20 protein-coding genes are annotated in these 14,155 nt (G+C 63.1%); 10 read left to right on the top strand and 10 right to left on the bottom strand.

The annotated features are described in order from the left end of the window. Positions 1 to 91: 91 nt before the first annotated feature. Positions 92 to 613 carry a helix-turn-helix domain-containing protein gene (locus tag ATY76_RS04550; RefSeq protein WP_088673542.1) on the bottom strand — a complete coding sequence of 174 codons (522 nt, stop codon included), beginning with the start codon at positions 611 to 613 and terminating at the stop codon, positions 92 to 94. A gap of 89 nt (positions 614 to 702) precedes the next feature. Here ATY76_RS04550 and ATY76_RS04545 point away from each other — a divergent pair, with 89 nt between their 5' ends. The 3 genes from ATY76_RS04545 to ATY76_RS04535 all read left to right on the top strand — a co-directional run bounded on the left by ATY76_RS04545 (position 703) and on the right by ATY76_RS04535 (position 3,301). Further along, a complete protein-coding gene (locus ATY76_RS04545; protein WP_088673541.1) occupies positions 703 to 1,344 on the top strand; it encodes a dihydrofolate reductase family protein in 642 nt (213 codons plus the stop codon). 186 nt (positions 1,345 to 1,530) lie between these two features. Then, entirely contained in the window at positions 1,531 to 1,734 is a 204-nt protein-coding gene (locus ATY76_RS04540) for a hypothetical protein (RefSeq protein ID WP_088673767.1), read from the top strand. 754 nt (positions 1,735 to 2,488) lie between these two features. Beyond that, positions 2,489 to 3,301, top strand: a complete 813-nt coding sequence (locus tag ATY76_RS04535) for a hypothetical protein (protein ID WP_088673540.1) — start codon at positions 2,489 to 2,491, stop codon at positions 3,299 to 3,301. 36 nt (positions 3,302 to 3,337) lie between these two features. Here the strand turns inward: ATY76_RS04535 and ATY76_RS04530 are convergent, their stop codons facing one another. Beyond that, positions 3,338 to 3,670, bottom strand: coding sequence for a helix-turn-helix domain-containing protein (locus ATY76_RS04530; RefSeq protein WP_088673539.1), 333 nt, complete (start codon positions 3,668 to 3,670; stop codon positions 3,338 to 3,340). A 91-nt stretch (positions 3,671 to 3,761) separates the two neighbouring features. On the opposite strand from ATY76_RS04530, the gene ATY76_RS04525 reads away from it, so the two are divergent. Continuing rightward, complete coding sequence (locus ATY76_RS04525; RefSeq protein ID WP_088673538.1) at positions 3,762 to 4,622, top strand: NAD(P)H-binding protein; 861 nt, start codon at positions 3,762 to 3,764, stop codon at positions 4,620 to 4,622. A gap of 49 nt (positions 4,623 to 4,671) precedes the next feature. Here ATY76_RS04525 and ATY76_RS04520 read toward each other — a convergent pair whose 3' ends face one another. Beyond that, positions 4,672 to 5,049 carry a helix-turn-helix domain-containing protein gene (locus tag ATY76_RS04520; RefSeq protein WP_088673537.1) on the bottom strand — a complete coding sequence of 126 codons (378 nt, stop codon included), beginning with the start codon at positions 5,047 to 5,049 and terminating at the stop codon, positions 4,672 to 4,674. A gap of 153 nt (positions 5,050 to 5,202) precedes the next feature. On the opposite strand from ATY76_RS04520, the gene ATY76_RS04515 reads away from it, so the two are divergent. Continuing rightward, complete coding sequence (locus tag ATY76_RS04515; RefSeq protein ID WP_088673536.1) at positions 5,203 to 6,042, top strand: SDR family oxidoreductase; 840 nt, start codon at positions 5,203 to 5,205, stop codon at positions 6,040 to 6,042. 303 nt (positions 6,043 to 6,345) lie between these two features. Here the strand turns inward: ATY76_RS04515 and ATY76_RS04510 are convergent, their stop codons facing one another. After that, positions 6,346 to 6,597, bottom strand: coding sequence for a hypothetical protein (locus tag ATY76_RS04510; protein WP_088673535.1), 252 nt, complete (start codon positions 6,595 to 6,597; stop codon positions 6,346 to 6,348). A gap of 171 nt (positions 6,598 to 6,768) precedes the next feature. Here ATY76_RS04510 and ATY76_RS04505 point away from each other — a divergent pair, with 171 nt between their 5' ends. Next, positions 6,769 to 7,302, top strand: a complete 534-nt coding sequence (locus tag ATY76_RS04505; protein ID WP_088673534.1) for an AAA family ATPase — start codon at positions 6,769 to 6,771, stop codon at positions 7,300 to 7,302. A gap of 345 nt (positions 7,303 to 7,647) precedes the next feature. On the opposite strand, the gene ATY76_RS04500 is transcribed toward ATY76_RS04505, so the two are convergent. Further along, positions 7,648 to 8,034 carry a 2'-5' RNA ligase family protein gene (locus tag ATY76_RS04500; RefSeq protein WP_245309683.1) on the bottom strand — a complete coding sequence of 129 codons (387 nt, stop codon included), beginning with the start codon at positions 8,032 to 8,034 and terminating at the stop codon, positions 7,648 to 7,650. A gap of 70 nt (positions 8,035 to 8,104) precedes the next feature. Continuing rightward, positions 8,105 to 8,632: an alpha/beta hydrolase gene (locus ATY76_RS04495; RefSeq protein WP_088673533.1), complete on the bottom strand. Its 528-nt coding sequence runs from the start codon at positions 8,630 to 8,632 to the stop codon at positions 8,105 to 8,107. A 105-nt stretch (positions 8,633 to 8,737) separates the two neighbouring features. Here ATY76_RS04495 and ATY76_RS04490 point away from each other — a divergent pair, with 105 nt between their 5' ends. Further along, positions 8,738 to 9,223: an Lrp/AsnC family transcriptional regulator gene (locus ATY76_RS04490; protein WP_088673532.1), complete on the top strand. Its 486-nt coding sequence runs from the start codon at positions 8,738 to 8,740 to the stop codon at positions 9,221 to 9,223. A 251-nt stretch (positions 9,224 to 9,474) separates the two neighbouring features. Beyond that, positions 9,475 to 9,648: a hypothetical protein gene (locus ATY76_RS33605; protein ID WP_190233583.1), complete on the top strand. Its 174-nt coding sequence runs from the start codon at positions 9,475 to 9,477 to the stop codon at positions 9,646 to 9,648. A gap of 85 nt (positions 9,649 to 9,733) precedes the next feature. Here ATY76_RS33605 and ATY76_RS04485 read toward each other — a convergent pair whose 3' ends face one another. The 4 genes from ATY76_RS04485 to ATY76_RS04475 all read right to left on the bottom strand — a co-directional run bounded on the left by ATY76_RS04485 (position 9,734) and on the right by ATY76_RS04475 (position 12,261). Continuing rightward, the gene (locus tag ATY76_RS04485) at positions 9,734 to 11,110 is read right to left on the bottom strand and encodes a TIGR02594 family protein (RefSeq protein WP_088673531.1); all 1,377 of its coding nucleotides are present in this window, start codon (positions 11,108 to 11,110) and stop codon (positions 9,734 to 9,736) included. A gap of 144 nt (positions 11,111 to 11,254) precedes the next feature. Then, complete coding sequence (locus ATY76_RS34050) at positions 11,255 to 11,431, bottom strand: hypothetical protein (RefSeq protein WP_245309682.1); 177 nt, start codon at positions 11,429 to 11,431, stop codon at positions 11,255 to 11,257. 8 nt (positions 11,432 to 11,439) lie between these two features. Next, entirely contained in the window at positions 11,440 to 11,850 is a 411-nt protein-coding gene (locus tag ATY76_RS04480; RefSeq protein WP_245309681.1) for a hypothetical protein, read from the bottom strand. Positions 11,851 to 11,877: 27 nt separating this feature from the next. Beyond that, a complete protein-coding gene (locus ATY76_RS04475) occupies positions 11,878 to 12,261 on the bottom strand; it encodes a hypothetical protein (protein WP_088673530.1) in 384 nt (127 codons plus the stop codon). A 190-nt stretch (positions 12,262 to 12,451) separates the two neighbouring features. Here ATY76_RS04475 and ATY76_RS04470 point away from each other — a divergent pair, with 190 nt between their 5' ends. After that, positions 12,452 to 13,627, top strand: coding sequence for an MFS transporter (locus ATY76_RS04470; protein WP_088673529.1), 1,176 nt, complete (start codon positions 12,452 to 12,454; stop codon positions 13,625 to 13,627). Between the two features lie 189 nt (positions 13,628 to 13,816). Beyond that, on the top strand, positions 13,817 to 14,131 hold the full coding sequence (locus ATY76_RS04465) for a hypothetical protein (RefSeq protein ID WP_245309680.1): 315 nt from the start codon (positions 13,817 to 13,819) through the stop codon (positions 14,129 to 14,131). Positions 14,132 to 14,155 lie beyond the last annotated feature (24 nt).

Below are 14,155 nucleotides of genomic sequence, written 5' to 3'. Positions count from 1 at the left end.
GCATCTCCCCTTCTCCCCAGCGGGGAGAAGGTGGCGGCAGCCGGATGAGGGGGCCACACGGCACACCTTCCACCATCGCCCCTCGCTTACATCACGCCGCCCCCACCGCCATCTTCCCCCGCACCTCCAGAAACGCCGCCGTCAGCCGCGCCAGCACCGGCGAGGTCACCGTCCCGTTCGCCCCGCCGACCGGATCGACGATGTGGATCTGCCGGAGATCCTCCATGAACTCCTCCCAGAGCGGCTGCCCGCCCTCTTCCAGAAGCTGCGCGCGAATGCTGAGATCCTCCGTCACCGGCAGGTGACGCCTGCCCCAGGCGCCGATCATCGCGAAGACGGGCACGAGCTGGATCGCCGGCTCCGTCAGGCTGTAGATCGCCTTCTGGCTGTGGCTCGGATCGTCCCGCTTGCTGATGAAACCGAGCGAGAGCAGCCGCTTCAGCCGCGCCGCCAGGATATTGGAAGCGATGCCCTCCTGCGAATTGTTGAGCAGATCGCGGAAATGCCGGCGGTTGCCAAACATGATGTCGCGGATGATGATCAGGCTCCACCGGTCGCCCACCACCTCCATCGTCAGGTTGATCGGGCAGCCGGACCGCAATTCCATATCCACGAGGTATCTCCTGTAAAAACCAGTTGCATTATAGGATCGCTTATGCGAGAAAACAACTAGTTTCAAATTGCAATCACATGGAGGAGAGCATGTCCAAGGTGCGCGTTGCGGGGTTTTCCGTTTCCGTGGATGGGTTCGGCGCCGGGCCGGAGCAAAGCCTGAATGATCCGCTCGGAAAGCGCGGGCCGGAAATGTTCCAATGGTTCTTTCACACCCGTACCTTCCGCGCCATGATGGGCAAGGACGATGGCTCGACCGGCATCGACGAGGATTATGCCTCAGGCGCCATGGCCAATTTCGGCGCCTTCATCCTCGGGCGCAACATGTTCGGCCCGATCCGCGGCGAGTGGCCGGACGATGCCTGGAAGGGCTGGTGGGGTGCCAACCCGCCCTATCACGCGCCCACCTATATCCTGACCCATTACCCGCGCGAGCCGATCGTCATGGAGGGCGGCACCACCTTCCACTTCATCACCTCGGGCATTCATGAGGCACTCGACCAGGCAAGGGCGGCCGCCGGCGGCAAGGACGTCAAGATCGGCGGCGGCGTTTCGACCGTGCGCCAATATCTTCAGGCCGGCCTCGTCGACGAGCTGCACTTCGCCCTCTCCCCCGTCGTGCTCGGCCAAGGCGAAGCCATGTTCGCGGGCATCGATCTGCCCGCCCTCGGCTTCAGCGTCCGCGAGCATGTGGCGAGCGAAAAGACCACCCACATCGTGCTGGCGAAATAGTCCTCTCATGCAGGCACGGCCGAGCCCACCAAAGAATTTCAGCAGACGGTACAATAACGAACCGTTCTGACGAGCCAGTGGTGTTCTCGCGCAATCGGCGTAAGATAGTGGAGTCGGCCCATCAGATTTTCGGCGGGACCGCTTGAGAGTTCATACGTGCTCTTGCCGTTACCGGAGGGCATGAAATTGCTTCAATCGCTCATTTCTCTCGATGACCACGAAATAAACTTGGTCACTGACGCCGTTCAGCAATGGTGCAGCGAAAACAAGCTCGACATCGACAGCGTCGAAGGCCGCCGCGCCATCACCATCGCCGTCGACCTCGTCCAGACCAACACTGCGCCGGAGCAGCTTCTGGCCGAACTGTCACAGCAGATGAACCAGCGGTAAAACCATCCGCTTCAGCAAGCTTCATCCGAAACCTACTGCCTCAACCAAGGCAGCCCGCCAAGCGCCCCTTAATCAGAGGTGCCCACCTCGATGCCTCATTCTGAGGTGCCCGACCTCGAAGCCTCATCCTGAGGTGCCCCTGTAAGGGGCCTCGAAGGACGAGGCGGGCGCGCCGACGGTTGAGAGACGCAAGAAGCAGCGCTGGAGCGCGTGCTTCGAGGCTCCGCCCTTTCGGGCTGCGCACCTCAGCATGAGGAAGGTCGGAGGACGCCGCGCCCATAATAGCGGCCATGCCCGCACCAACGCTCAAAGCAGCCCACCCTGAAGATGCGCGCGCAGGTGCTCGGTGCCAACGAGAGCCTCATCCTGAGGTGCCCCGAAGGGGCCTCGAAGGACGAGGCGGGCGCGCCGAAATCTGATGGGTGCGAGAAGCAGCGTCGGAGCGCGTGCTTCGAGGCTCCGCCCTCGCGGGCTGCGCACCTCAGCATCAGGGAGGTTGGAGGATGCCGCTCCTCTCGTCTGCCGGCATCGCTTCCGCAATGGCTGCTTTCAAGAAGGGCGAGACGGTCCAAAGGACGGGGCGAGACCCGCGGCTCGACCCAGGTTGATGCCGGCAGGCAGATGAGGGCGCGCACGGCACAACCTCCATAACCCTTCGCTTTATAGGCAATATAAGCGAAGGGCAGATACACCATCTTGCACATCCCTCACCCTCACCTAAGGCAATGCAACCTCCCTTGCGCAAGGCCGCCCGGTGCTCCGCTTTATCCTCCACGCCCTGATCGTCATCATCCTCACCCTGCTCACCCAGATCGGCGGCATCGCCTATCTCCTCGCGCTGGCCGCCGCGCGCGCCTTCGGCACGCGGCGCTTTCCCGCCAGGCTGGCGCTCTTCCTGCTTCTTTATGCCGGCGCCACCCTGGCCGCAAACTTCACCGCCCCGGTCTTCGGCCGCGTTCCCCTCTCCTGCTTTGCCAACCCCGCAGACCGGCTCGTGGTCCGCTCGCCGATCTACTGCGCGCTCAACCGTAACTACGTCACCCCCGCCGTCCGAGACCTCGCCCAGGCCCTCGCCGCCCATATGGACCAGGCCTTTCCCGGCACCATCACCGTCGCGCTCGATGCGAATTTTCCCTTCATACGAGGCTTCCCGCTGCTGCCGCATCTCTCCCATGCCGACGGCAAGAAGCTCGACTTTGCCTTTTACTACAAGGATGCGAACGGCAATTTCCTCAACGGCGCCACCCGCTCGCCGATCGGCTATTTCGCCTTCGAACAGCCCGCCCTCGGCGACGAACTGCCCTGCGCCGGCCGCCACGACTGGCTCACCACCCGCTGGGATTTCGATGCGCTGCAGCCGCTCTTCCCGGCCTATCGCCTCGAGGAGCAGCGCACCGCCGCCGCCATCGCCTGGCTGACGAGCGAAGGCGTGACGCGCTTCAACCTGCAGAAGATCTTCATCGAGCCACACCTGAAAAACGATCTCGGCATCACCGATGCCCATGTCCGCTTCCAGGGCTGCCGCGCCGCCCGCCACGACGACCATATCCATATCCAGGTCGAGTGACCCCGCCCGCCGCGTCGCGCAGACCGCGACGGGCGCTCAAAGCCGCACCAGCCTGTCGTCCGGAATGGATTTTCCCCAGGCGTTCATCGCATTCAGCACGTCGCTCAGCGATCTTCCCAGGTCCGTCAGCTCATAGACCACGCGCGGCGGCGTCTCGGCATAGGCCGTGCGCGTCACCAGCCCATGCGCTTCGAATCTGCGCAATCGGTGCGTCAGCGTATGGGCGCTGATCCCCGCCAGTGTTTCCCGCAGCTCGGTAAACCGTCTCGGTCCGTGCAGCAGCTCGCGCACGAGCAGCGTTGCCCACGGGCCGTCGAGCAGCAACAGGAAGCGCTCGACACCGCATTCCGGCAATTTATTTTCGCCCATGCCGATTTTCCTCCAATAGTGCATTTGACGTAACTGACCTCATTATTGCACCAACATTAATGCAATCTCTGCACTAATGAAAGGAAATGGCATGTCTTACGTCATCCATGGCGCCGCCGGCGCGCAGGGCGGGCCGCTCTTCAGACGCTTGCTGGCCTCGGGCAAAGCTGCTGTAGGCGCGGTGCGCAACACCGCCGCGCTGGACGGAAAACCCACCGTCGCGGTCGATAACGCCTCCGTCGAATCCCTGGTTTCCGCCTATCGCCATGCTGATGGTGTATTCGTTCACCTGCCGGTGACGGCCGAGCCCGAGCGCGTCCGGCAGGCGAAAAGCATCGTCGAAGCCGTCAACCGTGCCAGACCCGGTCGCGTGGTGATCTCGACCAGCGGAGCGATCATCGACAGCCCCGGATCGGTCTTGCAGGCGCCTGACGACAGCGCCATCGCGATCCTGACCCGCGGTGTTCGCGAAAGCGGTGTTTCCCATGCGATTGTCGCGCCGCGGCTTTATCTCGAAAATCTCCTGCTTCCGCCGATATTCGAGGCGGTGAAAGCCGAAGGCATATTGCGCTACCCCTTCGGCGCCGATTTTGCCGTGTCGTGGAGTTCCCATCTGGATGTCGCCGAAGTCGCTGAACGGCTGCTTGTCGATCATTCGGTGAGCGGCATCGTCGGCGTCGGGCAACGTCCCGGCCTCGATGGCGCGGCGCTGGCGCAGGGCTTCTCCCGCCATCTCGGCCGCCCGGTCGCCTTCGAAGCGCTGTCGCCGGAAGGCTTTGGAGATCTCCTCACGCCGCTGTTCGGCCTCGGTGCCGCCGCCACCGTCGTCGGCCTCTATCAGGCGCTCGCCCAGGCGCCGGACAACGTCATTGCAGAAGAAACGAGCGCACAGCGCCGGCTCGCAATGGCGCCGCGCAGCGTTGAGCAGTGGCTGGCCGATATTCTGAGCTGACCGGAAGAGCATGGTGCCGGAAATCACCGCCAGGCGCCGGCATCATGCCCTAATCCGCATAGGCCTCGTCATAGGCGCGCTGCGCGGCAAAGATCGCGTCCATGTTCTTTTCTGCCCAGTGTGTCAGCGCCGACACCGTGTCGGTCAGCGTGCGCCCGAGCGGCGTCAGCGCATATTCGACGGTGACCGGCACGGTGGGAAAGATCGTCCGCGAGATCAGCCCGTTCCGCTCCAGCTTGCGCAGCGTCTGCGCCAGAACTTTCTGCGATATGCCCTTGATATCGCGGCGGATATGGTTGAAGCGCACCGGCCCGCTCTTCAGCCGGTCGAGAATGAGCAGCGCCCATTTGTCCGCCAGCCGGTCCAGCACCAGCCGGGTCGGGCAGCGATCCTCAAAAACGTCATAGGCCTGTTCGATCGCCGTCATCTGCTCTCTCTTTGCTGGTTTAGATTTCCCCAGGGGAAGCGTAGGTTTCCCCGACGAAACCAGGTTACGAAAAAGTGCTCTCTTTTCTAATCCTGATTTGCCTGTATCTATCCAATCGTTAGATAGTTTCCAATAGATACCAAGGAGAGTGGCATGAGCAACAAGATTCTCGTTCTCGGCGCGACGGGCACCGTCGGCAGGCATGTGGTGGAAGGGCTTCTCGCCAAGGGCGAAGCCGTCAAGGCCGCCTCCCGCTCGGGCAAGGCGGTCGCCGGCGCCGAAGGCGTCGTCTTCGATTATGCCAGGCCCGAAACCTTCGGCCCGGCCTTCGAAGGCGTCGACCGCGCCCATGTGCTGCTGGCCTCGGGTTATGTCGATGCCAAGGGCATGCTGCTGCCGGTCATCGAGGCGGCGGCTGCCCGCAAGGTGAAGGTCGTCTTCCAGAGCGTGATCGGCGTCGATGCCGATGATTCCATCCCTTATCGCCAGGTCGAGATCGCGCTCGAAAAGTCAGGCACGCCTTACGTCATCCTGCGCCCGAACTGGTTCTCCGATAATTTCCACACCTTCTGGAAGCCGGGCATCGACCACGGCCAGATCGCGCTTCCGGCCGCCGACGGCAAGTCGAGCTTCATCGATGCCCGCGACATCGCCGCAAGCTCCGTCGCCGCCCTCACCTCGTCCGCCTTCGACGGCAAGGCCTTCAACCTGACCGGCCCGGAAGCCCTGTCCTACGAGCAGGCGGCCGCCATCCTCTCCGAGGCCACCGGCAAGCCGATCGCCTATAACGCTATCACCGACGAGGCCTTCATCACCATCCTGACCGGCGCCGGCGTGCCGGCCGATTATGCGAGTTTCCTCGCCTCGATCTTCTATCCCGTCCGCCAGGGCTGGACCGCCGTCACCACCGGCGACGTCGAAACCCTGACCGGCAAGCCCCCGCGCTCGCTGAAGACCTACGCCGCCGATTACGCCGCGGCGTTGAAGGCATAGTCGCAAGCACAAGCCTGCGCGCCGATCGCCACCGTCTTGGCTGGCGACAAACGCGCGTCGTCATGCTCCGGCTTGTCCCGAGCATCTGCCTCCGGTGCAGAAGATCCTCGGCACAAGGCCGAGGCGTCCGGTTTGTGCCGATAACCGCCCCTCACCCTAACCCTCTCCCCGTTCCGACGGGGAGAGGGAACATGCCCTGCGAGAGGCTGAAGAGAGACGGAGAGGTCGCGACTTGTCCCTTCTCCCCGCAAGCGGGGAGAAGGTGGCGGCAGCCGGATGAGGGGCAGAAACAGACCCCTTACATCACCATCGAACAAGCGCCTTGCCTCGCCGCGCCCGAACGAGCCAGATCCGGCCAACTCTCCAGCCCCAGACTGCCAGCCCGCATAGTGTGCTGGATGTGAAGCTGATCACCAGGATGAGGATGCAGGCGGCCGCCACCAGAATGCCGATTTCGTCATCGACGTCGAAAGCCGCCTCAGCAACCGCCCTGAAGAAAGATCCGTAATCGCGACGAGACCGTCGTTTCCCAGTCTTCGCATCTTGGTCGCCCATCGCCCCTCCGCTGCATCAGCTTATCGAGAGGTAGGAACGCGACGAAGCGCTTGCAACGGCGGGCACGGGACGGAAGCGCAATATCGACACCACTTGCATCGGCAAGACATGTCGGCTTGGAATAGGAACGACCAAGCCCTGCCCTGACAGAGACCCGACCGACCACGCCAGATGTTCCGCCCCAACGAAATCCTCATCCTGACGGGCCCGCCCGGCTCAGGCAAAACCACCGCCGCAAGCCGCATCGCACGGCTGCGCGGCAGCCCGAAGGTCCACCTGCATTCCGACGATTTCTGGAGCTTCATCAAGACAGGCTCCATCCCGCCGTGGCAGCCCGATGCCCAGTCCCAGAATGCAACGGTGATGGATGTGCTGGCAGGCGCGGCGGCCCGCTATGCCAAAGGCGGCTACTTCGTCCTGCTGGACGGCATCATCGGCCCGTGGTTCCTGGATGCCTTCCGGGAGATCGAAGCCCGTCTGCACTACATCGTCCTCCGCCCCGACCTCGGCGAAGCCATCAAACGCTGCCGCGACCGCGGCGGCCAAACCCTGACCGACCCCGCACCAATCTCCGACCTCCACCGCCAATTCGCCAATCTCGGCGCATTGGAACCCCACGCGCTGCCGGTCACAGGCCTGAGCACCGACGAGACCTGCGACGCAATCGCCAAGGCCATGGAAAGCGGCCGCTTCCGGCTGAAGTAGGCCGGCGCGGGCCCGTGTGCCGCGCGGCGAAGCGGCAACGTTGTGCCGCAACGCTTCCCAGCGAGCCAAGCGCGCCGCCCTTTCTCCAGCCTCATCCTGAGGTGCCCCGCAGGGGCCTCGAAGGACGGGGCTGGCCACCCCACCTTGGCAAACGCAGGCGTGCGAGCCACCGGTCTGCCAGTGGACAACGCGGCAAAAGCGGCTATGCCTCCACCAGGCGCTTCTCGCCTAGAATCTCAACCGGCGGAAATCGCACGTAGTCGAGAACATCGAAAGTCACGGAGAAATCGATCCGCCTGTCCGCGGCCCATCGCATGGCCGCGGCGGATGCTGCCCTTGGTATGTTCATCGCGATCGTGCAATGCGGCGCCCAGTTTCCCGGCCGGTAGTGGTGATGGCAGGCCGTGGGCTCGATTTGCGGTGTACGTCCGCATGCAATCGAAGCAGAACATCGCTGGGCTGAGGCCTTGCCCACAGAACCAACGTGTCGTTTTCGAAGACGCCGATGCTCGAAAAGACGAGCGTAATGGCGGCTCGCCCATCCGATATGCTGCCGAGCATATCCTTCAAAAGCGCCGGCTCGGCCTCCTGATACACGGCAAGCGTCACATGCGGCGGATAGGCGAGCGCCCGCATCGACGGCACCGTTTCGAATACCTCGACCTCGTCCCACAGCTCAGTGACCGGCGCGGCGCTCCCATTCGTGCATTTCAGACAAATTCCATACGGCATCCAGGACGGCTGTTCCAGTTATCGACCGCGGGACTATAAAAGCAAATCGCCTTCCGCTCGATTGAAATCCTCACCCCGCAAAAGCCCGCAGCAATGCCAGCCCTTCGGGCCAATCGCCGAGCCCGCTCTGCCCGTTGATATGCCCTGCCGCGCCGATGATTTTAAGGTCGCTTCCCCATTCGGCCGCCCTCGCCTCGGCATGGACGAGCGAGCCGTAGGGATCGTCGGTGCTCGCCACGATCAGCGACGGGAAACGGAAGCGCTCCCGTGGCACGCCGGCAAAACTCGCCGCCTCCGCCGGAAAGGCCGCGGAGGAAGGATCGGGCACGGCGACCAGAAAGGCACCACGGATCGGCGCATCCGAAATCTTCTGCCAGTGCGCGACCAGCAGGCAGGCAAGGCTGTGAGCCACGAGAACCGGTGGTTCCGCTGTGGACCGCACGGCCCGGTCCAGGGCCGCCATCCAGTCGGAAAGCTCCGGCTCGTCCCAGCTTGCCGGCAAAAAGCGGGCGATAGAAGAATCGGCCGCCTCCCACAGGCTCTGCCAATGATCGGCTCCGGAATTGCCGATGCCCGGCAGATGGATGTATTTGCTCACCGCTTCACTCCTTTGCTGCTGTCGGCGCATACTGCCCGTTTACAGCTGCCGGGAGAATTGGCATTCATCGGAAAACAACAGCGAAAACCGATGGATTGAAAGCAGATGGCAAAACCGACCGATTATCGCGCCGGGCTCGATCCGACCGATATAGCCATGATCGAGATCCTGCAGGACGACGGCCGCATCAGCGTCTCGGAGCTTGGCCGGAAGGTCGGTCTCTCCCAGCCGGCCGCTTCGGAGCGGCTGAAGCGGCTCGAAGAGCGCGGCATCGTCACCGGCTACAGAGCGGTTGTCGATCCCGCCTCCCTCGGCCTGGGCATGATGGCCGTCATCCGCCTGCGCACGACGCACGAACACATCAAGCCCTGCCTGAAGCAGTTTGCAGAAATGCCTGAGATCATCGAGGTGCTGCGGCTGACGGGCGAGGATTGTTTTCACCTCAAGGTCGTCGTGCCCTCGCCCGCCGGTCTGGAGACCATCGTCGATTCCGTCGCCCGGTACGGCTCGGTGACGACGGCGATCGTCCTGCGCAGCGAGCGTCCAAAGCCGCTCGGCCGCGCGTTGATTGCAAAACTTGGGGTGGCGTGAGGCTTAAAGCGTGTCGCGCAAAAGTGTGCGCGGTTTTGCGATAACGACACGCGTAAAAACAAAAATCTAAAGCACGGGAGGCGATCTGAAAGGTCGCGACGTGCTTTAGTCCCCGATTTAAAACGATCTAAAAATCCCGCCCTCAAAACTAATCGATTTTAATTTTATCATTAAAATTTTCTTGTTGCGCCGCAACAGAAACTGGATTTTAACTTTAGGCGGATGCTCAGTTGGTCGCAGGAGGAACTCGCATGACTGTGACATTTCCGCTTACCGAGGAGCGCGATGCGGAAGCGTTGCTGAAGCACTTGGTACTGCACAAGCTGACATTCCCGGGCAACTGCGCGGTGTCGCTGAAGGCCCAGGTTGCCCACGTCTCCTCGCCGCACACCACCGCGCTCGGCGCTGCCCGCACCGCCTGGTAGGTATCGTCCTTTCGCCGTGACGCCGGCGCGGCAGCCCGTCACGCCGGACTGCCGCAACCGGCACCTCCCCGCTCGGATAATCCGCTCATCCCCTGCGGATGCCGAGCAGCTTGTAATGCGTGCTGCCGAGATCGCCGTCCTTCGGATAGTTCTGGTAGCAAACGCTGTCGCTCTGATTGCCGCCGAGGATCTTCACCGTCGGCCCGCCCTCGTCGGCGACGAAGAAGCCCACATGCCCATCCGAGCCGCTCATCGCGCCGCGGGCGAAGACGGCGATGTCGCCTTCCCTCGGATCGTCGGTCACATTCTCTCCCCAGTTCTTCCAGCTTCGCGCATCCTGCCGGTCGGTGCCGATCATGCCGGCCTGCTCGACGCAGAAATTGACGAAGGAGGAGCACCAGGCGACGCTGTCATCCGTTCCCGACCAATGGTTGGTGGATTTGTGATACATGACGATGCGCGGATTGTTGCCGCGGCCGGGCACCTCGGCGATGCCCCTCGCCAACTCCGCCCGGGCGACCGTATAAGGCGTCGTGCCGACCGCGCCTTCGATCGGGAAGCCGCCGGACAACACCTTCAGAAAGCTCGCATGCATATAGCCGTCGACCGTGCCGTCGCCGTCGAGATCGACCTTGGCCCATTCGCCGTGGCGCTCCAGGATGGTCACCGGCGTGCCGAGCGGAAGCGCCCTTTCGACGGCGAAGCTCTCGCCCGGTCCCCGGCGCAGGTTGAGCCCGCCGGCGGCGCTGACCTCGGCGAGCTCCGAATGCCGCTCGACCGCGGCCGCCAGTTCCCGGGAGGCGCCGAGCAGGAAGGCGCTGCTCTCCGCGTCGGCGCGGAACTGGCCGAAATCCTTCCATCTCCCGCCGACGATGTTGCCGTCATAGCCGATCCCTCGATAGTTGAGCGGCGGATGGATCTGGTAGAGCGCCCATTGATCGGTGGTCAGCATCGCCCGCGTGCCCGACCAGCCGGTCGCCGCCGCCAGCCAGATGAAATCCACGTAGCCCGCATCGCGCACCGCGCGGCCCACCGTCCCGGACCCATAGACGCCGACGCGATACTTGCCGCTCAGCCGCCTCGAAACGCTCTTGAAATAGGCCTTGATCGAGGCGATGTCGGCCGCCTTGTAGTAATCGTGATCGACGGAGAAGTAGATCGCCGAATTTTCCGGCTGCCCATAGGTCTCGGCCAGTGCGAGAGCCCGCTCGCTGTCGCGCGCCCCGGACTCGGCATCGAGATCGCCGATGGCGCCGCCCGCGCCGCCGCGCTGCTGGAATACCACGGCCAGCGACAGCCCCGCCTCGAGAATGTCGTCATATTCGGCCTTCTCGATCCGCTTCTGCGGCAGCCTGTTGGAATTGCTGTGATTATAGTAACGAATGATCGTTTCGACGCCGGATGCTTTCAGTTGATTGGCATATTGGCCCAATTCCCATGGGCTATCGATGACCTTATGCATATCGATCCCCTCAATTCTTTAAGAATACAGTCAGCCCCGAAGTAAAATTATCACCCGCACTTTTAAGGTGCAATAACCACTAATGATTAACCTTCAATTGTCTTGACTGGCGTCGCTTGCAGAACACGCGGCAAGGATATGCGGTCACGCGGGACGGTTCTGATGCCACGTCTCGAATTCGGCCACGCCGCGAATGCCGTGATCCATGACCGCTTCGTAAACCAGCGTGCTGGAAACCGTTGCTGCGCCTTGCGGGCGCTCGGCCAATACGCGCTTGATCTCCAGGATCGCTTCCCGATCCGCATCGGTCAGGCGCGGCAACAGGGTCTTCAAATGCGCAATGTCGGGCTGCCGGTCGGGCTGATCGACCAGCCAGATGTCGATAGTCCACATCGTCTGATCCGGCATTTGCACGGACAGCCAGAGGTAAAGCCATCGGGATATTTCTCCGGCTCCCTGTTCCATCTGCCGCTGTCGTTGCGGAAGCGCACGGCGACGACGCGTTCGGTCATCCGCATCAGCCGAGCGCCGATCGCGGTAAACGCCTCGAACGCCACGGGGTCGATCGCGGGGCAAACCACGGTGATATCGATGTCGCGGCGGACCATGAGCCCCATCGCCGAGCTTCCAACCCGGATCGCTTGCCCGAGATCGCCGAGCAATTCGTCGAGCCGCAGCGCCCGAACGCCCTCATCGGCCTCGGCCTGCAGCCTCCTCTGGACGTCTAGCAGATCGGACATGTTGTCTCCGTACACGCAGCCGCCTGATCAGCGAACAGGCGTGCAGCTGCCGACATCGGCCGGCTTGACGCGGCCGGCCTGGAGATCGCTCCATTGCGGTATCGACGGGTCGGGACCGCCGATCCTCGCTTCGAACGTGGCGCGGTCCACCTTGATCATCCGCCCGCTTGTCGTAAACGAGACCATCTCCTTCTTGCTGACATAGGCAAGGCTCGCATCCATCCGGCAGAAGAACTGCTTGCTGCCGTTGGAGACGACCCAGCCATAGGCGCCGGCCTTGCTCTTGGTGAGCTTGCCGACCGCGTAATTCTGCCCGGCGAGCTTCGAAAAGGATTCTGCCTGAGCGATGCCCGGCACGACAGCAAGACCGATCACCGCAACGGCGGCCAACTGCTTGAACGAAATAGACATCAACTTTCACCCTGGATTGAAAGACACGAGTCCTCTACATCAAGAGGAGCCGGACACAACTTTAATCTGCACGAATGCTGAATGGGAAAGCAACAAGGCATCGGTTTTCGCGCCGGACTTTTGATGCCGGAATACCCTGCCATTCACCGGAAACGGATCAAACCAGCCAAGGCCGGAGCAAAGCCCTGACATGAAGCCGCATTACCGCATCTTCTTCATCCAGTTCGCCGTCGCCGTGTCGCTGGGCGCGCTGCTGTCGCGCCTGCCCGACCTGCAGGTGAAATTCGGATTGAGCGAAGGCGAGCTCGGTGTCCTGCTCGTCGCCATGTCATCAGGCGTGCTCTTCGGCCTGACCTTCTCCGGGCGGCTGATCGAAAGGCTTGGCGCGCGCAGCACGGCCTTCGTCACCGTCTTCGGGGCGGCGGTGCTGTTTGCGGCGATCCCGTGGATGCCGTCGGCGCCGTCGGCCGCGCCGCTGTTCTTCCTCGCCGGCATTTTTACCGGCGCCTTCGAGATCAACGCCAATATCGAGACCGACCGCCACGAGGCGCTGCTCGGCTATCGCATCATGAGCCGGGCGCACGGCATGTGGAGCCTCGGCTTCTGCCTCACCGCCTTCGTTGCCGCCGGCATGCGCCAGGCCGGCGTCTCGATCGAGCTGCACAACCTCATCGTGCTCGCCACCGTGCTGATCTCGGGCGCCATCGTTTTCTCCGGCATCGTCAATGCGCCCCGGCGGTCGGACGCCCATCCGGGCGAGGCCTCGCATGTCTCGCTTCCCACAATCGGCCTCATGCCGCTTTGCCTGATTGCCGCGGCACCGCTTCTCGCCGAAGGCGCCAGCGTCGACTGGTCGACGATCTATATGCGCGACGTCTTTGCCACCCAGCCCTTCGTCGGCGGGCTGAGCGTGACGCTGTTCTCGCTCGCCATCGCCATCGGCCGGCTCGGCATGGACCCGCTCGTCGATCGCTTCAATCCGCGCCCGGTCGCCATCGCCCTGCTGGCGATCGCCACCGCCGGCCTCGTTCTCGTGGCGATGGCGCCCAGTCCCCTCGTGGCGCTGATCGGCTTCTGCCTCACCGGCATCGGCTGCTCCTCGGTCTATCCGCTCGCCATCTCGGCCGCCGCCCGCCGGACGGATCGCCCGGCCTCGGTCAATGTCGCAGCGCTCGGCCAGACGACCTTCGTCGTCTTCTTCGCCGGCCCGCCGCTGCTCGGCTTCATCGCCGAACATTTCGGCATCCGCTTCTCCTACTGGGCCGTCGTTCCCCTGATGCTCGCCGCCCTCCTGGTCAACAAGGCGCTCGCCACCGCCCCCGCGACCGCCATGGGTGAGCCCGAACTCGGACGGCCGAATGCGTGAGCGGCAGGTCACAAAACCTCCGGAATTTGCAGCTTTAACGTGAAGACAAATCGCCGGGGGGAGATGCCTTTGTTCCGAAAGATCAGCGCCATGCTATCGGCGTCCTTGCTGCTCCTGCCCGCTGCCGCTCATGCGCAGAATTTCTGCAGAACCAGTTTCACCCCGGGCGAACAGATCGAAACGCGCTTCATGGGCATGGAATATGCGCTGATGATGTTTGCGCTTGCGGAGAAATATTGCGGAGCGCCCCGGCAGCAGATGCGGCCATATTTTCTGGGACATCTCGAAAAGCACGGCTGCGGCCCCGGAACCGAGATTTACGCGGACGTCGAGAAATCGATAGCCTGGCTGGAGGACGCAAGCTTGAAGCGCCTCGCTCAAGGCGGAGACTCCAAGCTCGCGTTGAGCGACCGGCAGGTACGGGAATGGGCATCCACCGCGGTTCAAGACCTTGGCGGCTGCGAGGCTCTGAAGCAGGGGCATGATCAAGGGTTTCTGAAATAGGAGCAGCCGGCGCCCACCCCAGGT

The sequence above is a fragment of the Rhizobium sp. R339 genome, assembly GCF_002211395.1.
Classification (GTDB): Bacteria; Pseudomonadota; Alphaproteobacteria; order Rhizobiales; family Rhizobiaceae; genus Rhizobium.
This window is presented reverse-complemented; position numbering and strand designations above follow the sequence as displayed.